The organism is Bacteroidia bacterium, assembly GCA_040880525.1.
GTDB lineage: Bacteria > Bacteroidota > Bacteroidia > CAILMK01 > JBBDIG01 > JBBDIG01.
Genome location: JBBDIG010000016.1, coordinates 126,975 through 148,601, shown reverse-complemented (window position 1 = coordinate 148,601; position 21,627 = coordinate 126,975). Strand labels below are relative to the sequence as shown.

21 protein-coding genes are annotated in these 21,627 nt (G+C 44.5%); 5 read left to right on the top strand and 16 right to left on the bottom strand.

Features of this window, described 5'->3' with window-relative positions; translation table 11 throughout:
- The first annotated feature begins 62 nt into the window (after window positions 1-62).
- Window positions 63-419, top strand: coding sequence for a DUF4260 domain-containing protein (locus WD077_03930; protein ID MEX0966363.1), 357 nt, complete (start codon window positions 63-65; stop codon window positions 417-419).
- Between the two features lie 312 nt (window positions 420-731).
- Here the strand turns inward: WD077_03930 and WD077_03925 are convergent, their stop codons facing one another.
- Window positions 732-1,874, bottom strand: a complete 1,143-nt coding sequence (locus WD077_03925; protein MEX0966362.1) for an FAD-dependent oxidoreductase — start codon at window positions 1,872-1,874, stop codon at window positions 732-734.
- Between the two features lie 156 nt (window positions 1,875-2,030).
- The gene (locus tag WD077_03920; protein ID MEX0966361.1) at window positions 2,031-2,993 is read right to left on the bottom strand and encodes a hypothetical protein; all 963 of its coding nucleotides are present in this window, start codon (window positions 2,991-2,993) and stop codon (window positions 2,031-2,033) included.
- A gap of 316 nt (window positions 2,994-3,309) precedes the next feature.
- On the opposite strand from WD077_03920, the gene WD077_03915 reads away from it, so the two are divergent.
- Window positions 3,310-3,945 (top strand): hypothetical protein, encoded by a 636-nt coding sequence (locus WD077_03915; GenBank protein MEX0966360.1) that lies wholly within the window; start codon window positions 3,310-3,312, stop codon window positions 3,943-3,945.
- Window positions 3,946-3,981: 36 nt separating this feature from the next.
- Here the strand turns inward: WD077_03915 and def are convergent, their stop codons facing one another.
- The 5 genes from def to WD077_03890 all read right to left on the bottom strand — a co-directional run bounded on the left by def (window position 3,982) and on the right by WD077_03890 (window position 7,561).
- A complete protein-coding gene (gene def, locus WD077_03910; protein ID MEX0966359.1) occupies window positions 3,982-4,533 on the bottom strand; it encodes a peptide deformylase in 552 nt (183 codons plus the stop codon).
- 27 nt (window positions 4,534-4,560) lie between these two features.
- Window positions 4,561-4,995 carry a Holliday junction resolvase RuvX gene (gene ruvX / locus WD077_03905; GenBank protein ID MEX0966358.1) on the bottom strand — a complete coding sequence of 145 codons (435 nt, stop codon included), beginning with the start codon at window positions 4,993-4,995 and terminating at the stop codon, window positions 4,561-4,563.
- Between the two features lie 120 nt (window positions 4,996-5,115).
- Complete coding sequence (locus WD077_03900; GenBank protein ID MEX0966357.1) at window positions 5,116-5,985, bottom strand: SDR family oxidoreductase; 870 nt, start codon at window positions 5,983-5,985, stop codon at window positions 5,116-5,118.
- A gap of 13 nt (window positions 5,986-5,998) precedes the next feature.
- Window positions 5,999-6,190, bottom strand: coding sequence for a hypothetical protein (locus WD077_03895; protein ID MEX0966356.1), 192 nt, complete (start codon window positions 6,188-6,190; stop codon window positions 5,999-6,001).
- A gap of 444 nt (window positions 6,191-6,634) precedes the next feature.
- Window positions 6,635-7,561: a methyltransferase domain-containing protein gene (locus tag WD077_03890; GenBank protein ID MEX0966355.1), complete on the bottom strand. Its 927-nt coding sequence runs from the start codon at window positions 7,559-7,561 to the stop codon at window positions 6,635-6,637.
- A 152-nt stretch (window positions 7,562-7,713) separates the two neighbouring features.
- On the opposite strand from WD077_03890, the gene WD077_03885 reads away from it, so the two are divergent.
- Window positions 7,714-8,913, top strand: a complete 1,200-nt coding sequence (locus WD077_03885) for a proline dehydrogenase family protein (protein MEX0966354.1) — start codon at window positions 7,714-7,716, stop codon at window positions 8,911-8,913.
- Here the strand turns inward: WD077_03885 and WD077_03880 are convergent.
- From WD077_03880 to WD077_03855, 6 genes are all read right to left on the bottom strand, one after another.
- Window positions 8,910-9,863 carry a glycosyltransferase family 2 protein gene (locus WD077_03880; GenBank protein MEX0966353.1) on the bottom strand — a complete coding sequence of 318 codons (954 nt, stop codon included), beginning with the start codon at window positions 9,861-9,863 and terminating at the stop codon, window positions 8,910-8,912. The two genes, WD077_03885 and WD077_03880, sit on opposite strands and share 4 nt — an antisense overlap.
- Complete coding sequence (locus WD077_03875) at window positions 9,860-10,426, bottom strand: DUF4199 domain-containing protein (protein ID MEX0966352.1); 567 nt, start codon at window positions 10,424-10,426, stop codon at window positions 9,860-9,862. Before WD077_03875 ends, WD077_03880 begins: the two co-directional genes overlap by 4 nt.
- Before the next feature lie 57 nt (window positions 10,427-10,483).
- Window positions 10,484-11,749: a dihydroorotase gene (locus WD077_03870; GenBank protein MEX0966351.1), complete on the bottom strand. Its 1,266-nt coding sequence runs from the start codon at window positions 11,747-11,749 to the stop codon at window positions 10,484-10,486.
- A complete protein-coding gene (locus tag WD077_03865) occupies window positions 11,746-13,800 on the bottom strand; it encodes a BatA domain-containing protein (protein ID MEX0966350.1) in 2,055 nt (684 codons plus the stop codon). The genes WD077_03870 and WD077_03865 overlap by 4 nt, the downstream gene beginning before the upstream one ends.
- Before the next feature lie 74 nt (window positions 13,801-13,874).
- On the bottom strand, window positions 13,875-14,711 hold the full coding sequence (locus tag WD077_03860; protein MEX0966349.1) for a hypothetical protein: 837 nt from the start codon (window positions 14,709-14,711) through the stop codon (window positions 13,875-13,877).
- 28 nt (window positions 14,712-14,739) lie between these two features.
- Window positions 14,740-16,476, bottom strand: coding sequence for a hypothetical protein (locus WD077_03855; GenBank protein ID MEX0966348.1), 1,737 nt, complete (start codon window positions 16,474-16,476; stop codon window positions 14,740-14,742).
- A gap of 114 nt (window positions 16,477-16,590) precedes the next feature.
- On the opposite strand from WD077_03855, the gene WD077_03850 reads away from it, so the two are divergent.
- Window positions 16,591-16,794 (top strand): fructose-6-phosphate aldolase, encoded by a 204-nt coding sequence (locus WD077_03850; protein ID MEX0966347.1) that lies wholly within the window; start codon window positions 16,591-16,593, stop codon window positions 16,792-16,794.
- Window positions 16,795-17,466 (top strand): ATP-binding cassette domain-containing protein, encoded by a 672-nt coding sequence (locus tag WD077_03845; GenBank protein MEX0966346.1) that lies wholly within the window; start codon window positions 16,795-16,797, stop codon window positions 17,464-17,466.
- On the opposite strand, the gene WD077_03840 is transcribed toward WD077_03845, so the two are convergent.
- The 3 genes from WD077_03840 to WD077_03830 are packed head-to-tail and all read right to left on the bottom strand — an operon-like array spanning window position 17,459 to window position 21,562.
- Window positions 17,459-18,616 (bottom strand): glycosyltransferase family 1 protein, encoded by a 1,158-nt coding sequence (locus WD077_03840; GenBank protein MEX0966345.1) that lies wholly within the window; start codon window positions 18,614-18,616, stop codon window positions 17,459-17,461. The genes WD077_03845 and WD077_03840 overlap by 8 nt on opposite strands.
- Window positions 18,576-19,658, bottom strand: a complete 1,083-nt coding sequence (locus WD077_03835) for a glycosyltransferase (GenBank protein MEX0966344.1) — start codon at window positions 19,656-19,658, stop codon at window positions 18,576-18,578. Before WD077_03835 ends, WD077_03840 begins: the two co-directional genes overlap by 41 nt.
- The gene (locus WD077_03830; GenBank protein MEX0966343.1) at window positions 19,655-21,562 is read right to left on the bottom strand and encodes a RecQ family ATP-dependent DNA helicase; all 1,908 of its coding nucleotides are present in this window, start codon (window positions 21,560-21,562) and stop codon (window positions 19,655-19,657) included. Before WD077_03830 ends, WD077_03835 begins: the two co-directional genes overlap by 4 nt.
- Window positions 21,563-21,627 lie beyond the last annotated feature (65 nt).

The window sequence follows — 21,627 nt, the reverse complement described above, 5'->3', positions numbered from 1 at the left end:
CTTAATGTTTATCCTGGAAAAATAAGTGTTCAAAATAATACCTGCCTTTTATATTTGCCGGCATGAAAATTCAACTGAAACTCGAAGAACTGGCTATGTTCGGACTGGCCTTCTATCTGTTCACAACTTTACCGCTGGAATGGTGGTGGTTTTTGGTCCTCCTTCTCTTGCCGGATGCCGGAATGATCGGTTATGCTATTAATCCGCGGGCGGGCGCAATTACCTATAATCTCTTCCATCATAAAGGCATTGCCATTTTGCTGTATGGGGCGGGGGTAGCACTGCACGAGGAATGGTTACAGGCTGCGGGACTCATTATGTTTGGACATGCAAGCATGGACCGGATATTTGGCTTCGGACTAAAGTTTCCCGATAGTTTTAAGAATACGCATTTAGGTAAAATCGGGGGTGGTGATTGAGGAGGGTATTAGACACTAAGGCGCTAAGGCTCAAAGAGGCACTAAGGTGTTTCTGACTCCAATACATCATTTAAATTTTAGACACTAAGGCACTAAGGCTCAAAGATGCACTAAGATGTTTCTGACTCCCATACATCTTTAAACTTTAGATACTAAGGCGCTAAGGTGTTTTAAACCTATAGACGTGGAATTTCTCCTCTAAGAAGGTTCAAGGAAACACTATGGTTTTTCTGATCTCAGGAGCTCATTTTAATATTATGGAATTGGATTTTGTCATTTATTTAAAAGCGGCCTTCTTTGGCTTTTAATAAACTAAGTTTCCAGTAGATCGGCAAGTCTTTTCCCAAGCAGGCTGCCGATGGCGATGCCCATTCCGCCTAATCGAACGCCCGTTACCACATTTGCGGAAACCTGACGAATGATGGGCTTTTTAATTTTACCAAAGGCCATAATTCCGCTCCAGGTATGTTCTGCCTCAAATGATTTTCCCGGAATAATCACCTCGCGCAATAACCGGTGCAGCGCGTCCTGTATTATTGCTGATGTCCCCGGCTCTGTAGTTTCCTCGCCTTTTTTGTCGAGGTTGCGGCCACCTCCCAGAATGATCCGGCTGCCATAATTCCTGAAATAATAATAGCCTTCATCATAATGGAATACTCCTTTAAAAGGTAAATCCGGAACCGGTTTCGTGATCAGGACTTGTCCCCGCCCCGGCACAAGCTCCAGATCAGGTAAAAGTTCCCGCGCAAATGCATTTGTACAAACGGCTACTTTCCCGGCAATGAACTGCACAGGTTGTTTAGTCCATCCACTTTGAACGGATACTGCAACGTTCTCTCCCTGGTCTTTTATAGCTATTACAGATGCTCCTGTGATTATTTCGATGCCTTGCTGAGTAGCCAGCTTTTGCAACGCTTTCATCATTTTTCCCGTATCAATCTGGCCCTCATACCTATTTTCTACAAGGTACTTCACTGTGCCCGTGGCAAATCCAAAATGTTTTAGCTTATCGGTAGCGAGCGAAAAAACATTTGCATCAAAAAGCGGGTACAGGAGCTTGTTTACCTCTTCCAATCTCTGGAGGGCCGGTGCCTGGAATTCAGTCAGCAACTCGTAACCACCATAATTTTTGAAACCGATGGCTCGGTCACCGAGGCGCTGCCGCAGCAGTTGCAAACCTTCCCACCGGTCCTGCACCAACCGGAGCATTTCTTCAGGTGGCATGGCCTGGAGATCGTCCAGCAATTCTGTGAGGCTGCCGAAGCAGGCAAAACCAGCATTCTTTGTACTTGCTCCGCTGGGAAAGAGGCCGCGCTCCAGCACCAGCACTGAAGCCTGCGGATATCGCTCTGCAAAAGCCACTGCGGTGGACAGGCCCACAATTCCACCTCCCGTAATGATCAGGTCGTAATTCAGAAAAGATTGCTTTTCCCAAAAACTCAAAGTCGTTTGCAAGGGGAACTTTTTTATTGCAGGAGTGCGGCAAATCTCTGGTTTTGAAAACACTTTCCATTACAGAATCAACCTCAATAAAAAAGGGAAAAGCTGATACCAGATCAACCCTTCCCCGCACTAATCAAAAAAAAAAGAAAATTGGATAAGGAAACTTTATTACTTAATAATCTTTTGGGAAATGGCCTGATTACCGGATTTCATGACAAGGATCATTTGCCTGCTGTCGAAGCGGTTCAGCGAAATGCGAACCTGATTATAGCCCGCTGAAAAAACCTCTGTCCGGCTTTCTAAAACGCGACCATTTATATCGTACAGCGTGATATCCGCGCGGCCGGCTTCTTCGGCTTTAAATTCAAGATTATAATCTCCGTCAATTCTATTATACCAGGTATTTTCTCCTGCAAATATTTTTTTACCGGTTTGAACGTGGCGGGTTTCTGAAACTTCAGAAGAACCGTCAATATCCACCTGCCGGAGGCGATAGTAAATAGAAACAACCTCCAGTTGCAGGGCACCGGCATCAGTAAACCGGTATTTGCGAAAGCTGTTGCTGTTGCCTGCTCCGGCTACTTCGCCTGTCTTTTCCCAGGTTTCTCCATCCGTGGAGCGCTCTATCTCAAATTTCAAATTATCGGTTTCAGCAGAAGTAACCCAGAATAATATAGCGTCTTCGTTTTCGGCAGTTACACCAAACTGCACCAGTTCCTCACTAAAATTGCTGTTGTTTTCCTCTGAATGGTCTTCTGTGCCATTTACCTCAATCTCCGGGTGGCGCGTAATGCCAGAGCCTTCCGCGCCTGAGCCACTTTGAAAGTCATTTTGTCCGGTAATAAATACGGTTGAGAGAAGATTACCGATACTGAAGACAGCATTAGGAGTGGCTTTCCCCGGAGCATTAAGGATTATATAATCGTTTTGGCCAAAGCGAGAACTAACATCATAAACCTGTGCGTCTCCTGCATTAGCCGTCAGGCCTATCGAAACGAGGCCGAGCACCACAACTATTTTTAATACCTTTTTCAGGTGATTGTAAGATTCTAAGCTTTTACCTATAAGACTCATAGTATTTCCCGTAGCGCGCTTTGTCATTTCGGGTACAAATATAGATAGCTTTTTCAATAAATATAACATTTTTTATATTTTCTTACAAAGGAGATACTTTCTCTCATGGCATGAAAGATTAAGCGCAAGCAAGTGATTTCTAACAAAAAGATGCCTTCAATCTCATAAAGTGGCATTTTTTGACTTGAACAGTGCGAAGAAATATTGTCGAAAAAATACTATTTACTCCCACTTAATTATATTTCTTACCCAGGTAAGAGCCTGCCCGGAGGGTTCGGTCTGTCCTGAATTTCAGGATGAAAGAAATTATAATGCGATGACCGTTCTCAGGGAAACCCCGGCCAAACGGGGATTTGTCCCGTAATTTTGCAGGATGGAACTGATCACACATCTGAAGATAGGCAGGATAGATAACCTGAGCGATGCGCGATATGGAGCAGGCGTAGGGGCCAGCTATGCAGGTTTCTGCTTTGAGTTAAACCACCCGCAATACCTGACTCCTGAAAAAGCCACGGCCATCATGGCCTGGCTGGAAGGGCCGAAAATGGTGGGAGAGTTCGACATTCAGGATGCCGAAGAAATCAATACGCTGAGCAATTTGCTGGAGCTGGACATGGTGCAGTTGAAAGATCCCCGACCTGTACAGATGCTACAAAAGGTGGAAAAGCCGCTCATCCAGAACCTGTGGCTGGACCGGATGAGTACGCAAGAGGTGAAAGATTTCATTGAGGCATCCCAGGATGCAGTTGAAATGTATCTGCTGTCGTTTTCCGGGAGCTTTGAGCAGCAGAACAAATGGCTGGAGATACCGGCAAACCAAAAACTCTTGACCGAACTCACCGAAGATTATATGATCCTCCTGGGTTTTTCATTTAATACAGAAAACCTGCTGCCTATTTTAGAGAGATATACACCGCACGGCATCAATTTGCAGGGAGAACCGGAATCGAAGCCCGGCTATAAGGACTTTGAAGATCTCATTGACCTGGTGGAATTGCTTGAGAAATAGAAATGCAACATCCGCTGGCGTCATCACCAGCAAAGCTTATTTCTTCTTAGGAAACCGCATTTTGTATTTGGCCGGTACAATGCCTTTGGTGATCGCGTTGAGTTTCCTTTTTAGCAGCGTCCGCTTGAAGGCAGGGATCCTGTCAGTGAAGAGGATTCCCTCCACATGGTCGTATTCATGCTGAATTATCCGGCCCAGCAAATCATCAAATTCTGCCTGGTGCTTCTTAAAGTTCTCATCATAATATTCGATCAGAATCGCCTCTGGCCGCTTCACTATTTCCCTGATACCGGGAATGCTGAGGCAGCCTTCTTCAAATGACCGGTCTTCTCCTATTTCCTCGATAATTTCAGGGTTGATGAATACCCTCCGGTCCTGTTTTTCTTCGTCCGTCATTTTGCCGGCATCCGTCACAAACAGCCGGATTGATATGCCCACTTGTGGAGCTGCCAGGCCCACGCCCTCCGCTTCATCCATTGTGGTGAACATATCTTCAATCAATTGCTTCAACTTCGGATAATCAGGCGAAACATCTATCGCCTTTTTCTTCAGTACCGGATCGCCATAAGCTACAATCGGAAGCGCCATTTTTTATATTACAATTTCAGATTAAAATTAAAAATTCATTCCAGTTTTAAATCTTTTCTTTTCTAAAAAAGTCTGGAGAATAAGTACCGCACTGATCTGGTCAACCCGTTCTTTTTCCCTGCGTTTTTTCCTTTTCATTCCGCCCTCCACCATCGCTTCTACGGCTCTCCGGCTTGTAAAGCTTTCATCTTCGCGGTATACCGGAATTTCAGGAAAAACCTTCTTTAGCCGGTTAATAAAAGGCAGGATATGTTGCTCAGCTTCGGCCGGAGATCCATCGGCCTGGTGGGGTTCGCCCACCACAAATGCTTCCACCTGCTCTTCCTTCAGGTAGTGTTGCAGGAAAGGGATCACGTCTTTGCTATGAAGCGTATCCAGTCCACTGGCTATCAACTGCCCGGGGTCTGTTGCTGCCATTCCCACCCGCTTGGTTCCATAATCAAATGCAAGAATTCGCGCCATAAACGGCTACAAAGGTAGGATTCAGATAAACTCAGAATTCAAAATCCAGCAATAGCAAGGGTTTCAGGCTCATTTCAGAGCTATCCTATTTCCTTGCGGAGGAAAGATATGTGGAAAATGTCAGCCGCCAATAATCTCTCCGCCATTGGGATGCAGCACTTGCCCGGTGATGTATGATGATTCATCGCAAGCGAGAAATACGAAGCATGGCGCCACTTCTTCCGGCTGGCCGGCCCGGCCCATCGGAGAGTCCGTACCAAACTTCTCCACCTTTTCCTTCGGGAAAGTGGAAGGAATGAGAGGCGTCCAGATTGGCCCCGGAGCCACGGCATTGACCCGAATTCCCTTTTCGGCCAGGTTAGCCGAAAGAGAACGCGTAAATCCGATGATCGCACCTTTAGTGGAGGCATAGTCAATCAAATGCCAACTCCCGCGATATGCGGTTACAGAAGAGGTATTCACTATTGCGGCACCTTTCTTTAAATGTGGCAAAGCAGCCTGGGTGATATAAAACATGGAGAAAATATTGGTGCGAAAGGTTTTCTCCATCTGCTCCGCGCTGATGTTAAGGAAGTCCTCCTGTGGGTGTTGCTCCGCAGCATTGTTGATCACTACATCGAGTTTCCCAAATTCCTCGATGGTTTTCTTTACCGCCTGCCTGCAGAACTGCTCATTGCCCACATCACCTTTAATGAGAAAACATTTGCGGCCTTCCTCCTCTACCTCCTGTTTTGTTTTTCGTGCATCTTTATCCTCGTTAAGATAAATGCACACAATATCCGCCCCTTCCCGGGCCATAGCAATACAGGTAGCACGGCCAATGCCGCTGTCACCCCCGGTAATAAGCACAATCTTATTTTCCATCCGTGCGCACCCGCTGCGGGTTGCAGGTTCATACTCCGGCCTGGGATGCATTTGGTGCTCCTTTCCCGGCTGCTCCTCCTGTTGCTGCTCAGGAAATCCCTGCTTGCCTTGCTTTTCCTTTCCCATTACAATACAGGATTTATTTGCGCATTTTATAAATGATCCAGCCCACGATCAAAACAATAATGACGACAAGAATAATGGCGGTCCAGAAACCTGCCTCAAAGATCCCCACTATGAGATCGCAGCCGGAAAAGGTGAAAAGAGAAAGGAAAAGAAAGGCCATTAAGGCCAGGCGAGGAAATACCCTGCGGTAATTGGTTGGTTGCATGGAAATATATTTTTAGCTAAAAAACGCAATTCTAATTCAAAGGTTTAAACGCAATCTTTACTCTATGATTTTTTCTGTGATGGGAACACGCATGGGACGGATTCAACGAATTTGGCAGGTTCTTTTTTACAATCCTTAATGGGAGCGATTAATATTTATTATCATAATAATTCTTAGTAACAAGAATTGTCTGCTAACAGTATAACCCTATTCAATAAATAGTTATGAGTTTGGATCAGCGTGGTAAAAAAATAAAATTAGACACCATACTAAAAACTCTTTGTGATTCTTAGAGCCTTAGTGCATTTGTGTCTAATTTCCGTTGTTACTAAGACCTTAAATAAATCCACATTTTTAAGAAATTATATTCCGGAAATTTAATTTATATAAATGTTAACCTAAAAGCAATTCAAATCCAAAAATCCTGTCCTTTTATTTTTAAATTTAAAGTTTGCTAACAAGCGTACATTGTATTTTAAGTAATTCTTCAAACGGAATATTTTTAAATCTTTCATCCAGCGGAGTAGCTCTCAGCTCGTCAGGATTTCCTTTTTTACAATGCTCCTCCGTAGCGGGAATATTCAATTCCCTGTACAATTCATGGTATTCCGTAATTCGCAGGCGACTCTGCGGCTGCACGCTGTTATCAATTATTTTCCACTGGCTGTCGCTGAATCGCAAATAATTAAAAAAGTTGATGCTTTTGTCAATATGTGCAAAGTGGTCTGTCATGTCAATTGAATGGCTCATGATGCCACCGGATTCTGCTATACGTACAAATTCCGGAAGGATGTCCCGAAGCAGATTTTCATAAATATGTTCGAAGGTATTATTAGATGTAATAAGGTTGAAGCTGTTTTCCGGGTAAGGCAGTTTCCGGGCATCGGCCACAATCGTTTCGATGGAAAGCTTGCCGAGGATCTCACTTGATTCCAGGTGCTCACGCTCATCAATGACGCTATTAAGTTTGGCCCAGCGATCTGGCCGGATGTGCGGAAGCAACTGCTGTAACCTGCCCTGCCGGTGGTATTCTCCAAATCGGGCCAGCACTGTTCGCAACCGGTCGTCACTAATATGCGAATTAATATCAACCGACACGATGCGTTCGGCTCCACACAAGAAGAGACTTATAGGAACGATGGGATACCAACCCGTTCCGATTTCGAGCGCGCGACAATGGCGGATGTCTCCGCCATACTTCAAATAGGCGTCCCAATGTTTGCGGCAATGGCTCACCTTATCCTCAAAATATTCTTCGTTCAGGCGGACTCCGCGTGTTACATATTTCTGAAAAAAGAAATTGACATAAAAACTGCCTGGAAGGATGCTGATGGCTTTTTGAACGATGGCTTTAACGATCCAGATGCGCATAAATATGAAGAATATGTAGAATGGGGCGCAAGTTAGCACATCCGGTCAGACGGGCCGGTAGGAGAAAAGATTATGGCCGGGAAGAGATGTGAAATCGCATTTCCATCTATGCAGTAGCCGAAGCCTTAATTTTGTAAATATTTCATACGATTATGCAGAGCGAGATCCTGATCAACTTTGCCGATACCCAGACGGCTTTTACTCATAAATCAACAAAGGAACTTAAAGCAGCTTACCGGCTTTTCAGGCTGTTGAATATGCAGGCGCTTTCCCGTGTAGGTCAATCTATGCTGAAGTTCGCCTTTCAGGCCGGGCTGCCCATTTCTGCTCCGGTGAAGGCTACACTGTTCCGGCAATTTTGTGGCGGAGAAACCCTGAATGAATGTACCATCATGGTGAAAAAGCTTCATAAATATAACATGTATACAGTACTGGATTATTCGGTGGAAAATACCCGTGACGAGGAGGAGATTGCCAGCGCAATGCAGGAATTGATCAATACTATCGTGTATGCCGCTGAAAATAATGAAGTCCCTTTTTCTGTCTTTAAGGCTACAGCCATCGCCCGCATGGAGTTGCTGGGAAAGGTGAGTGAAAAAGCAGCACTGACGGATTCCGAAACAAAGGATTATGAAAAATATCGCGAGCGATTTGAACGCCTTTGTGAAAAGGCCCATTCGCTGCAGGTTCCCCTTTTCGTAGATGCTGAAGAAACCTGGATTCAGCAGGCTATTGATGAAATGGCGCGGGAGATGATGGAAAAATATAACCGCGAGCGGCCGATCGTATTTAACACTTACCAGATGTACAGGAAGGACCGGCTGGATTTTCTGAAGCAAAATATGGAGGAGGCACGAGCCGGAAAATACTTTCTTGGTGTGAAGCTGGTGCGCGGAGCCTATATGGAGAAAGAGCGGGGATGGGCTGAAAAGAACGGGCATGGATCGCCCATCCATGAAACCAAGCTGGAAACTGATGAAGCATTTAATGCTGCGATAGAATTATGTATCAGTAATATTGACCGCGTAATGCTCTGCTGTGCTTCACACAATGAATATAGCTGTCAATATCTTGCTCAGTTTCTTTTGGACCGGAACCTTTCTCCGAATGATCCGAGGGTGTGGTTTTCCCAGCTTTATGGCATGTGCGATCATATTTCATTCAACCTTGCTCAGGCCGGATATAACGTGGCGAAGTACGTTCCTTACGGGCCGGTAAAGGCAGTGGTTCCTTATCTTATTCGCAGGGCAGAGGAGAATTCATCAGTGACCGGACAGAGCCACCGGGAATTGCAGATGCTAAAGCTGGAGCTGGAAAGGCGCAGGGCCATGGGAACTGCTTCACAGCTTTAATGCACCCTGTCTTTGATATGATAATAATTCCGGGAAGTGGAGCTTCTTGAGATCAGCTCTCCCAGGAATCCGGCAAGAAAAAGCTGCGTTCCGACAACTACGGCCACCAGGGCAAGGTAAAAAAGCGGTTGATCCGTTACTCCCCGTGCCTTCTCCATCAGGAACCAGGCATACATCACTTTTTCAAGAATGAGCCAGAGCGCCACGAAAAACCCTATCAGGAAACATAGCGTACCGATTAATCCAAAAAAGTGCATGGGCCGTTTGCTGAATCGCGACATGAAGGTAATTGAGAGCAGATCCAGAAAACCATTAATGAAGCGCTCGAAACCAAATTTTGTGGTGCCATACTGCCGCGGCTGATGCTGCACTACCTTTTCGCCAATGCAGGTAAATCCGGCCCATTTGGCAATAACCGGAATATACCGGTGCATTTCTCCATAAACCTCTACAGATTTTACTACATCGTGATGATACGCTTTCAGACCACAGTTGAAATCATGGAGGTAAATGCCAGAGACTTTCCTGGTTACCCAATTAAAGAATTTGGTGGGAATGGTTTTAGAAAGCGGATCATGGCGCTTTTTCTTCCATCCGGAAATCAAGTGAAAATGCTCCTCCTTTATAAGGCGGTACAATTCAGGAATCTCGTTGGGAGAATCCTGCAGGTCGGCATCCATAGTGATTACCACGTCTCCTTTCGCTTCAGCAAATCCAACATTCAGGGCGGCTGATTTGCCATAATTTCGCCTGAAACTGATGCCCTTTATTGCAGGATTTTTCTCTGCCAGCTCAAGGATTACCTTCCAGGATTCGTCACTGCTGCCATCGTCTATATAAAGAATTTCATAGGAGAAGCTGTTTTCATCCATCACCTTCTGAATCCAGGCGGAGAGTTCCGGCAGCGACTCTTCCTCGTTTAACAGAGGTATTACCAGGCTTATGTTCATTCAGAATCGGATATTGGAACGTTGATACCCGGATCTTTTTTAACAAAGGCCGCAGCTATAAGCGAAAGTGCAAAATCCACAAGTGCATATACCAGCAAGAGCAACAGGATCCATTGCATCTGTGGCTGTTCGCCTGCCTTTTCTATCTGAGCTATCGCCATCTGCTTTTGTTCTTCAGTTAACTCCCGGCCCATAAATCCTTTCCCTTCCTCTACCTGTAATATCTGATAATCCACAATTTTCTGCGTAAGGTCAGTATCAATAACCGTTGGCAATATCCATGAGTAAATCACATAAAAAGCTTCAATTATCATAAAACATAAAAAAATATTGAACAGGGCACTGGAAAATTGGATGAAGCCACCATTTAACGCCCTCATTTCCAAACCTGCCCGAACCGGAAAAAAGCATATTATTAAGAACAGGAAAAATTTTATGAAAGGGTTGGTGTAATATGAAACACCTAAAACGTACAGTACGGTGACGGCAAATATGTAAAATACTCCCCCTATTATCCCATACTTTATGGGTGGTGATTGCAGTGAAAGACTGTTGTCCGCCATGAATGATAGTTATATTAGAAGTTGTGGCTACGGCTGCCAAAGTTATTATTTCCGCTTCTAATCAAGATACTTCACCTGTCCTCTGTTGGCTATTGCCAGTGCCCTTCCTTTAAGTTCCGTTTCCCAGAGAGGAGTATTGCAGCTCTTGCTTTTATTTGAAGTTGCATTAAACTTCCAAACTGATGAAGGAGAGAAAAAGGTAAGGTCCGCCTTTGCACCTTGCTCTATCAGAGGCTGCTCAAGACCAAGTACTTTTCGCGGATGCATGGACATCAATTGGGTGAGCCAGGATAAATCTTCAGTGCCAAAAGCCTGAAGTACCATAGGGAACAATGTTTGGATACCGATAGCGCCAGTAGCGGCCAATGCGAACTCGCAATTCTTTCTATCGGCAATCTTGGGTTGATGATTGGAAACGACTACGTCTATAACCCCTTCCCTTACAGCTTTTCTCAGTGCTTCGCAATCTTTTGCCGGGCGCAGTGGGGGCCGTAATTTCAGGTTCGTATCAAATTCTTCGAGCGCAGATTCATTAAAATTCAAATGAAAAACAGAAACGCCTGCCGTTATTTTCACTCCGTTTTTTTTGGCTTCGCGAACCAGTTCCACGCTTCCACTTGTGCTGAGAGTTGTAAAATGCAACCGGCTGCCGCTGTACTCTGCTAGCGAGATGGCTTTGGCTACCGCTGTCTCCTCTGCAATTGAAGGAATGCCGGCCAGGCCCAGTCGAGTATTGACGACCCCTTCATTCATCAGGCCTTCAGGCGCCATGGCCGGATCTTCAGGATGTACCATCACCACTCCGTCAAAGCTCTTTACATACATCAGCGCTTTCAGCAAAAGCCCTGAATTGGTGAGGCCGTTGGTGCCATCGCCAAATGCCACTGCGCCCGCATTATACATATCCAGCATCTCCGACAGTGCTATGCCTTCCATTCCTTTGCTTATGGTTCCCACCGGCAGAACGGTCACAGGCTGATGGGCTGTTTTTCCCTTTATATATTGAATTTGTGATTTCGCATCCAGCGGAGGCACGGTTTCGGGGAATAGCGCTACTGTAGTCATTCCTCCATAGGCTGCTGCTTCAGTTCCCGATTCGAGGTCCTCTCTATATTCATTCCCCGGATCTGAAAAATCCACCTGCATGTCCATCCACCCCGGTGAAACGCAGAGATCGTCTGCTTCCAGTCTTATGTGAGCCTCGGCCTCAATATTATCAGCAATCCTGGTAATAATTCCATTTTCGATAAAAATATCAAGCCTTTGAAGATGCCCCGGATGATTCGGTGCATAGAGAATTGCTGATTTCCCCAATAGAGTCATTTGCGCATAAATTTGACGAGCATTGTTTCGCCCAGCAAAAATATAATAACCGCGAGGATGAGCCACTTCCACAATCCTGTACCGGAACTTATGTCGGCAAGTTGAAGCGATAAGTCCCGACCAGTTGTCTCCAGGACGCGTACGTTTGGCTGGCCGGCAAATCTTTCCTTCAATTCTTCAGCAGAATAAAAATCCAGTTCCGATTCGCTCCGGCTGAAATTGAATGCTAGTGTGGCTAAAGGAACGCTCTCCACATAGGGTCCTGCAGGAATGAGATCATAAAAGCCGGCCGAAGTCAGGTTGTCGCCTGTTGTGAGCATAAACCTACCGTTTACATAACGCTGATCAGGCACCACCTCAAATTCATCCTTTCGCAGTACTAATACCTGATCTTTATTTTCAAGACTTCTGCGCACCTCCACCAAGTTGTCATTACCAATAAAATAGGCAAGGTTGACGCTCCGGTTCTTATATACAGCGAGTTTATACAGCGTTGGCACAAAAAGTCCATGCCTGGGGAAATTGGTATATCCTTCTCTGAAAGGAGTAGATGCCATGTAGAAATTCCCATCGCCTGCATCAAACTGAGCCAGGAGAAAACCACCGTCATTAAGTGGAAGGAGGTTAGCCATGCGGCTGCGTGAAAATACCCGGAAGTCAAAATGCTGCTGGACCACCGGAAGATTAATGTTTTCAGGAATATCCTCAAATACATTCCGATATACAGGATGCTCAAAATTTATATTCTGAACCCTTGCTTCTTTTTTTGAGAATTCCAGCATCTGACCCGCATTCAGAGAGGCTAGTAAATTATTATATCCTTCCATAACAATGGATTCTTCGTCAGGCGGAACAACGAACAGGTTTCCCCCATCACGCACATAATTCCCAATCTGGCTCACCAATCCGGATGATAGTTCCGGAAGCTCATTAAGAATGATCAGATCATATTCGGGGAATGTAGAGTAATCAAGATTTCCAGCGGTCGTGTTGGTAAGGTTGCTATATGGATCAGTGCTAAAGACAGCCCTGAGAAATGGATTTACCTGACTGTTATTCACGATCAGCACTCTCTGCTGTTCCTTTACGAAAAAGCTGAAATAGTAATCGTTATCAAAAGTTACCGGATAATCTTCTATAGAAAGCACCCCCCTGTTCCATCCTGTTTCGTCAACGGTATGGGAAAGATTTACTGTAATCGACTCATCGCCCCCGGCACCGAAAGTAGCCAATCCCTTTTGCCTGCCATTTACATTAAGTTTTATCGAATTGTCAGTAACTGCTTCATTGCCAAAATTCCGTATTCTTACCTTCAACTCCACAGGCTGCCCCGGCTGAAAGATTGGCGATTCATACCATGCAGAATCAATATAAAGATTTTGAGTTTTTGCGCCTTCCAGCGGCACGAGATAATAATTCACATTTGAATCCAATACCGGCAGTTGGTCTCCCATCATTGATTTTTGAAAATCGGATACGAGGTAGCTTGTATAATTAGGTGCATCGGCTGAAGATAACAATTGCTCCTGCTGGCTTACTACTGCCTGCAAGGAACGGGTAACCGCACTTTCCTGGAGTCCCGGAAGATTATCTATAAATTCCCTTCTGGGGCGAAATGCCGTAATGGAATGCTCAGTGGTGTTCGTTATAATATTGAATAAATCGGATTCCCCATATCCCCAGGCAATATCCTCTGTCAGGTTATTCGCTTGCTGTAACAGGGTTCCTTCTTCGGACGCATTTGTGAGACTAAAGGAATTATCTACATAAATGCTCACGGCATTTCTGCCGGTAACCGCTGCGGATTCGGCATCCGGATTAAAAGGTTGCGCAAAAGCCAGGACCAACAGCGATAGGGCCATCAGGCGTGTCAAAAGCAAAAGCCAGTGCTTCAGCTTATTGCGGGATTTGCTCTCCTGCTCTACCTCTGTCAAAAACCTCACATTGGGGAAATATAGTTTCTTATATCTCCTGAAATTGAAAAAATGAATAATGACTGGTATAGCAAGGGCAAGCAAAGCCCATAAAAATTGAGGATATAAAAAACTCATATTGGCTTTTGGTAAATGCATAAAAAAAGCCGGCTTTTCAATAAGCCGGCTTTTTTAGTCAGGAAAGAAACAAATTACTTCTTTATGTAAAAGCCTATGTAATCGTTGTTATCACTTGCTGTGACATTTACTTGAATGATGTGTACTACAGCAAGACCTGCACCTGGCTCAGCCATTTTGACAATAATGACATCGCCTTCTTCAATACTGGATATTTCATCTGATGGACTGCCGGCATCATAAGAGGCCTGCAGAGCGGCTGAACTGATCCCATCGAAATTAAGGTTGTTATCCCTTACGTACATTGCTCCGTCTTCCGACTTCCAGCTTCTGGCAAATTCACTGGCTGAAACTGTTTGGTCAACCATATCCTTCAGGTCATCCGTGTCATTCACAGTCAGGTTAGTCAAAAGGTGAATACTAAATGCGCCTGGTTGCTGGCCAAGTATATTCCAGACCTTAAAAGTGCTGTCAGCCGCATGAGGATTCTTAATAATCTGCAAAGGCGTGGAAACCGTGAGCGTGATAATCTCTGTTGTGGAGCGGCCACCATCATCTGTGGCTTTCACCTCAATATCAATCTTTTCACCGGATGCCGCGTCAGATGGCACCATGTATTCCAGATCGTAAGTAAAAGTAGTTTTGCTGATAGATGTATCAAGCTCAGTTACAGTTGCTGAACCTACACTTTTGGAGAGCACCTCAATAGAGCTAAGCTCTGCGTTTACATCTGAATTGGCAGAAATGGCGATTTCAACTATTGAACCTGGGGTAACAAATTCACTTCCTGTCTCCACTTCAAGTTTAGGGTCAGTAATGACCACATCATCATCTCCATTTTTCTTGCAAGACTGATTAGCGACCATTGAAAAGGCCAGAAAGGCCAGTAAAAGGATTTTTGATAATTTCATAAGATTAAAAATAATTTGATTTGATTAATTAACGAAGAGCATTTTTGAACTGGGGATCATCCCTGTAGGCTCTGAATTCCAGATCATTTGTTGCTTTTTCACGGTACGAAGAATCCTCCATCACCGCACGGGTCAGGCTTGTAGTCAAAAGACTTTTATCTCCCTTCCTTGCTGCTGCAATAGCACGAAGATAAAAATCAGCCGCTGTTTTATCCACTTTGCATTCAATCCTACTGATTGCCTCATCATATTGGCCGGCAAGGGTATGAGCAAGTGCTGCATTGTAATCACACTGGTCAGCAGGGAATGTCTCTACAGCTTTATCATACTGGGCAGTTTTAATATAAAGTATCCCCAGGTTATTATCCTCATTCATTCCACCACTTTCCGCGTTTTTGAGGTGCTCTTCAGCAAGCTGGTAGTTTCTCACAAAGCGATAGGATACTCCAAGATTTGATGCAATCGTGTCATTATCAGGATGCTGGTTGTGCAATGTAGTTAGTATTTCGTTTGCCCTCACATACTGTTCAGTCCACATTAGTGCCACAGCATAATTATTAGGCCCAAACCAATCATCAGGGTAGGTATTCATGTAATACTGATAAGCATTCAGCTTAACGGATGTGTCAGGATGATTAAAGGCGTACACCAATACCTCTTGCTGATTCAGGTTATTTAATGCACGGTCCCCTGCGGCACGTACGGTATCCAGATCCCGGATATTACCGTAGGTATGCATTGTTACTTCTGATCTTCTGAGAGGTGGGAAAATATTTTCAGCCAGATAATCCCAGGTACCAGCCCTGCGGATGCGTTCTTCCTTCTGCTCATTGGATAGATCTCGTGAATCAATAATCTGAAGAACCTCATTCTTGTTTTCGAGATTGGAGTTTGACACGCTTCTTCTGAAACCTTCCCAGTCTTCTTTGATCGAAGCTCTGCGGTAGAATGCAGTATCATTATAGCGGTCAATATTTCGTTTCCTCAGTTCCCTCACCATGTAGCGATAAGCAGCATTGGTTCTGTGTTCAGAGAGCCTGCTGTTAAACGCAACTTCTCCGTCAGGCGATGCGTAAGAAGTTATAGAGATGCCATCCACCACATTATTTGTATCAGAAATAAATGTCAGGAGATCCTTGACCTGTTCCTTCTGTGTGGTCGTATCACGCAGGATCGAGCGGTTGATTTGATAATAAAAAATTGCTTTTTTATCACGTCTCATTGGTTTTGTGCTGCCACCCAGGAAGAAACTGTCAGTGGGCTTTACACTGAGCGAAGTAGTAATAGTTCCCAAGAGAAGTGTATCTTCAGGCGGTGATATACACCTGTCAAGGTCAGAGTACTTGCCGTCCGTAATTCTGATAGAAGGGACGATGATCAGGTAGGCTTGGTTCATGGACGAATCGAAAGGAGCGCTGCCTTCAATCTTGAAGGATCCTCCTCCACTTTTGGAAATCGTCTTTCCAGGCTGTCCGGGTTGTTTCTCGGCTTTCTCACCCCTCAGATAAATCGGATCCAAAGGCAAATCCTGATCTGAGTAACGCAACGTAGGTTCAATACGCATCGTAGCTCGCTTGTGGAAATATTTGGGGGGAATGGTTCCTGTTACGGAATAACGGACACTATCAGCGTGTACCTCAAGCGCTTCGGGTTCAGCGGCATACGTGATCGTGTCATACTTTTTGTTCATCTTCCCAATACCACCACAGCTCATTAAGAGCACCGGGGTAATGATGAGAAGGCTAAACAGTTTGAGCTTGCTCATGTTCTTGTCCTTTTGATTTGTTTATCTTTGCCTGACTTGTGTGAGGTGGCAAAACTAACTGACTGTGTACTAAAAAAAAAATTTTTGATTTAGAATTTAAACCCCTCATCTAATATGTATATTATAAAGGTTAAAGGCAAAACCAAAATCCCTGATTATGTTCAAATCAGGGATGAAAATTTTACGCTTCTCGCGTACTTCAGGGCTGACCGCCCGGAGAAGGCGCTTGCCAAATGCGGATTGGAGAGCCAAACCTCTACAATTAAAGGTATCATTGAAACGATTCCTTTTGGAAAAATGCAAAAACTTCAAGTTTAAATGGAAAACGTTGTTGTGTACCTTCATGATGCTAAAATCTATCAACAAGATGCACTTGTGCTGAATAATGTTAACCTTAACGTCAGCCGCGGAGAATTTGTTTACCTAACCGGCAAGACCGGGAGCGGCAAAAGTAGTCTTCTTAAAGCAATATATGGTGATCTTCCTCTTGCATCCGGAAAAGGAAAAGTTGCCGGCTTCGACCTTACCGCTCTCAATCGCAGAAAAACAGCGTTTTTGCGCAGAAAACTCGGTATTGTTTTTCAGGATTTTCAACTCCTCACCGACAGATCGGTCGCAGATAATCTCACTTTTGTATTGAAGGCAACGGGTTGGAAGCGAAAAGACCTAATAGAAAAGAGATTGCAGGAAGTACTCAACCTTGTGGGGCTGGGTACTAAACACTTCAAAATGCCATACGCTCTTTCAGGTGGCGAACAACAAAGGGTGGTAATTGCCCGTGCCCTACTGAACGACCCCCAGGTGATCCTTGCCGATGAACCAACCGGTAATCTTGACCCGGAAATCTCTGACGAAATTCTTCGATTACTTAAAAAAATAAGTGAAGATGGCACTGCCGTGATTATGGCTTCCCACGACTATCGCATTATGGAGAAATACCCCAGTCGCACCCTGAAAGTCAATGATGGACATATCCTGGAACTCAATTGAAGTTGATCTTATCTATGATCAATTTTGTATTTCTTTCGTTATTAAAGTTTGATTCCAAAACGCATTTCCTTTTTGTTATTTCTTCATGAGGAAATTCTTTCTCAAAATACTCCTGTACAAATGCCTTCATTTTTTGCTTTGTCGGGGCTACAATGCAAAGATCTTCTAAACCGGTAGCCTCTACCATTTTGGGGTTAACTATGCAGAACCGGCCATTAAAAAGCACATTTACCAGTTTTAGCTTAATACCGGTATTTTGCTGCGTATGCAGAATATTAATCTGAGCCTTTTGAATCAAGTTATGGATTTCCTGATTGTTAAGTTTGGAGAACAACTTCACTCCTGGATTCTCTGCTGCTGCCTTAATTAATTCTGAACTTGGATTCATTCCGGCAATGTACAACGGTATTTCCAGATCGTTAAATATTTCCCGGATCAGGTATATCGCAGCTTCATTATTCTCTCCAACCGAGAGATTACCATGATATAACACAAAATCTCCTTTTCCGGGCAGCACTTCAACTTGAGTGTTGGAATGAAATACCGGCAGGTAAAAGCTATTTTGATATTTCAGGTTAAGGTATTGATGGTCTGCCGGTGAGATAGCGGCAGTAAGGTTTGCCTTTTTCAGATGCTTCTCAAATTTCCTTAAGCGATTCGCTTCAGTATTAAAAAAATACTTCTTGAACAGGTTTTTTTCAATTTTTGCCAGATTCTTATAATAAACATGCTCAATGTTGTGCATTCTTACAACCTTGAAGCGGTTATGCAATATTTCACTGTTAAGATAATAACAACTGTGCAAGCCTTCGAAAAAAATCGGGTAATCATCCTTGCGGAGATTGTCCAGAATTTCTCCACTGTTCCTGGTTATAACAATGTAAGGATCCTTGCTAAAAAACGGATCTTTATAAATTTTCCTTTTATAATAAATAACCTCATCGCATATTTCCTCCAACTGCTTTGCGGCCTCACGGCCATACTGGTAGCAATGCAGATGCACATGAATTCCCTGATCGGCAAATGCCTTCATTTTGTAGTATACATCAATGACGCCTCCATAATCCGGAGGATAAGGAACATCGAATGAGAGTATATGTAAATGTTTTTCAGAGACCATGGTAATATCTGATAAGCTTTTTTTCTTCATGCCCCCAATGATAAACCTGCCTGGCCTGAAGGCAATTTTCACGAAGACGGTGATAAAGACCAGGATCGTCAATCAACCTGTTTACGGAATCCACAATTTTGGCCGCAACCGGTTCACTGAAGCAGGAAACCTGGAATTCTTCATTGATCCTGACGTATTCTGGGAAAGGGCTGCAGAGAACCGGAACACCGGAATGTATATAGTCGAAAAATTTATTGCTCAATGAATAGTAATAACTCAAGCCTTCCCTTTTCAATAAGTTATAGCCAAGCCAGGCTTTCGAAGTATAGGCCATTAGTTGCTCCGGCCGCATCCTGCCCAAAAACTTCACTTTATTTCCGATATTTAATTTATTTACCAATTTCTTCAGTTCGTCCGTTAAGTCGCCATCTCCCACCAGGTGAAGCTCCATGTCCAGATCAGGCATGGCTTCTATCAAGGGTTCCAGGGCTCTCCCCCGGTTCAGCGCACCCTGGTATAAGATGAACATTTCCTTTCCTGCGTTGCTTTGCTCTTCTGCTTTTAGATACGGAACATTAGCAATAACTCTAAAAGGCCGCTGATATTTTTGCTCGAATATCTTTGAAAGAGATGGACTAACGGTGTAGCAAAGATCTGCCCTCGGGATAGATATCCTCGCCACCCACTGCCATATCATTTGTACAATGGGCCGTGCCACTACTTCCGGCACTTCGGTAAAATATTCATGGGCGTCATATACCAATTTTTTATTTCTAATTCCGGAATATAGCAGGCAAGGTAATATAGTATCAAGGTCTACCGCACAAAACACGTCATAGCGATTCTTAATTAGAAAATAGCTTAATCGAAGATTAAACTCTAAGTAAAATAATTTTCCTTTTGTAAAAAAACAATAGATACGATGCTGGCGGTAGGGTTGCTGTTGCAACGCACCGGAAGATTTCAGCTTTCTTCCTGTTAATGTTACATCATATCCCTCTTTGCTAAGGCTGCTACAAATTTTGATCATCCTCTGATCAAAGTTGAGATCATTGGTGACGCAACATAGTATCTTTTTCAACAGGAAAGGATGATTTGGTCTTTGTCTCCTACAGTTATATAATCATTATCTATCAGCCAGCGAATTGCTCTGACGGCTTTCGTTTTTCCCTCATCCTCAAGTTCTTCCACCAGTTCAGGAAGGGTGTAGCTTTTTTCTTTGCACAAACCTACTACTTTTTGAAAAATTTGCCGGCCCAGCACGGCCTCATCCATATCTTCCGGTTTTCGAAGGCACACATCGCAGTGGCCGCAATCTTTTTCTGATTTCTCGCCAAAGTAGTTCAGCAGTCTGCGTCCCCGGCAAATCCGGTCATTATAGAAGAAATCAACCACCGCCTTCAGCTTTTCCTCCTGGATCTTTTTTCTCCTTGCTATATCCTTTTTATCAATGGAAAGCGCATCCCTGTCCTGCCGTGGCTGCACAAATGTAATTTGAGGTTTATCAGTTACCGGCACATAATCCAGCACCCCAAGATTAGAAAGTGCTTTTAACTGTTTAATTACTCCGGACGCCTTTTGCCCACCTCTTTCCGCTATTTCCTTTTCGCTGATATTCACATAGGTATCAAAAGGGTTTCCATAAGAGCGGAGAATCGTTTTTATCAAATCATCATATTTCAGGTTCTTCAATTCAAAGTCATACAAAGTTTTATAATCCACCAGGAACCGTAATCTTGACGGAAGGAAAACCGCCTCGCTGAAAGTCAGATAGTCCTGCCGCTCCAGTTGTTTCAGGGCATGATACACCTTCACCGGGTGCAACTCAAAGCGTTTGCTGAAATCCTTCAAATCAAAATCAAAGCTCTGCTGCAAACCGGCACCTACCGGCAACTGAAAATAATTTCCCAATGCATGATAAACGGTCTTTACAACATCAGGATGCACGTACTGGCGCTCCACGCGGCTTTGCAGGTCCAGCCTGTTGTCTTCTGTAATGAGCGATACCGCAAAAGATCGTTTCCCATCCCGGCCACAACGCCCCGCTTCCTGATAATATGCCTCAAGGCTCTCAGGTAACTCCACATGCATCACGAGGCGTACGTCCGCTTTGTCTATTCCCATTCCAAAGGCCGTGGTGGCCACAATTATACGCGTCCGGCCCTTTTTCCAGGCATCCTGCTTTTTGTTGCGTTCTTCATTACTGAGGCCCGCGTGATAGTAATCTGCACTGATCCCATGCTTTTGTAGAAATTCCGCAGCCTTTACGGCTCCCATACGAGTGCGGGCGTAAATAATTCCTGTTCCAGGTATTTTTTTCAGCACCTGCTGCATTTTGCTGCGCTTATCCTCATCATGCACCACGCCATATACGAGGTTTTCTCTCTCAAAGCTTTTCTTCAGGACATGCTTCTCCTTGAACTTTAAATGCAACATGATATCCTCCTGAACGCGCGGAGTGGCTGAAGCCGTAAGTGCCAAAAGCGGAACGTCCGGAAACAGCTCACGCAATTCAGCAATCCGGAGATAGCCGGGCCGGAAGTCATGGCCCCATTCTGAAATACAATGTGCCTCATCAACCGCAATCAAATTTATGCGCATCTTCCCAGCCCTGGCCTTGAAAAGCTCGGTCTGCAACCTTTCCGGAGAAACATACAGAAACTTCTCCTTTCCATACACGCAATTGTCCAGCGCCACATCCACCTCTCTTTTGCTCATGCCGGAATAGACTGCCATCGCTCTTATACCAAGCGCCTGCAAGTTCTCCACCTGGTCCTTCATCAGTGCAATGAGGGGCGTTACCACAATACACAATCCATCCTGTGCCAGTGCCGGGACCTGAAAACAGACTGATTTGCCTCCACCGGTGGGAAGCAATGCCAGCGTATCCTTTCCTTGCTCTATGCTGCGGATGATCTCCTCCTGCATCGAGCGAAAGGAATCATAGCCCCAATACTTCTTCAGGATTTGATGGATATCAGTCAAAGAATCAGTTGTTTTAGTATTGAAATCATTGGCGGCACCCTAAACAAAAAAGGGAAGAACTCCCG

What these genes read in the sequence shown, in the direction of transcription:
- WD077_03930 (MEX0966363.1), top strand. Translation starts at nt 63, where the DNA reads ATGAAAATTCAACTGAAACTCGAAGAACTGGCTATGTTCGGACTGGCC.
- WD077_03915 (MEX0966360.1), top strand. Translation starts at nt 3,310, where the DNA reads ATGGAACTGATCACACATCTGAAGATAGGCAGGATAGATAACCTGAGC.
- def (MEX0966359.1), bottom strand. Translation starts at nt 4,533, where the DNA reads ATGGCGCTTCCGATTGTAGCTTATGGCGATCCGGTACTGAAGAAAAAG.
- ruvX (MEX0966358.1), bottom strand. Translation starts at nt 4,995, where the DNA reads ATGGCGCGAATTCTTGCATTTGATTATGGAACCAAGCGGGTGGGAATG.
- WD077_03900 (MEX0966357.1), bottom strand. Translation starts at nt 5,985, where the DNA reads ATGGGAAAGGAAAAGCAAGGCAAGCAGGGATTTCCTGAGCAGCAACAG.
- WD077_03895 (MEX0966356.1), bottom strand. Translation starts at nt 6,190, where the DNA reads ATGCAACCAACCAATTACCGCAGGGTATTTCCTCGCCTGGCCTTAATG.
- WD077_03890 (MEX0966355.1), bottom strand. Translation starts at nt 7,561, where the DNA reads ATGCGCATCTGGATCGTTAAAGCCATCGTTCAAAAAGCCATCAGCATC.
- WD077_03885 (MEX0966354.1), top strand. Translation starts at nt 7,714, where the DNA reads ATGCAGAGCGAGATCCTGATCAACTTTGCCGATACCCAGACGGCTTTT.
- WD077_03880 (MEX0966353.1), bottom strand. Translation starts at nt 9,863, where the DNA reads ATGAACATAAGCCTGGTAATACCTCTGTTAAACGAGGAAGAGTCGCTG.
- WD077_03875 (MEX0966352.1), bottom strand. Translation starts at nt 10,426, where the DNA reads ATGGCGGACAACAGTCTTTCACTGCAATCACCACCCATAAAGTATGGG.
- WD077_03870 (MEX0966351.1), bottom strand. Translation starts at nt 11,749, where the DNA reads ATGACTCTATTGGGGAAATCAGCAATTCTCTATGCACCGAATCATCCG.
- WD077_03865 (MEX0966350.1), bottom strand. Translation starts at nt 13,800, where the DNA reads ATGAGTTTTTTATATCCTCAATTTTTATGGGCTTTGCTTGCCCTTGCT.
- WD077_03860 (MEX0966349.1), bottom strand. Translation starts at nt 14,711, where the DNA reads ATGAAATTATCAAAAATCCTTTTACTGGCCTTTCTGGCCTTTTCAATG.
- WD077_03855 (MEX0966348.1), bottom strand. Translation starts at nt 16,476, where the DNA reads ATGAGCAAGCTCAAACTGTTTAGCCTTCTCATCATTACCCCGGTGCTC.
- WD077_03850 (MEX0966347.1), top strand. Translation starts at nt 16,591, where the DNA reads ATGTATATTATAAAGGTTAAAGGCAAAACCAAAATCCCTGATTATGTT.
- WD077_03845 (MEX0966346.1), top strand. Translation starts at nt 16,795, where the DNA reads ATGGAAAACGTTGTTGTGTACCTTCATGATGCTAAAATCTATCAACAA.
- WD077_03840 (MEX0966345.1), bottom strand. Translation starts at nt 18,616, where the DNA reads ATGAAGAAAAAAAGCTTATCAGATATTACCATGGTCTCTGAAAAACAT.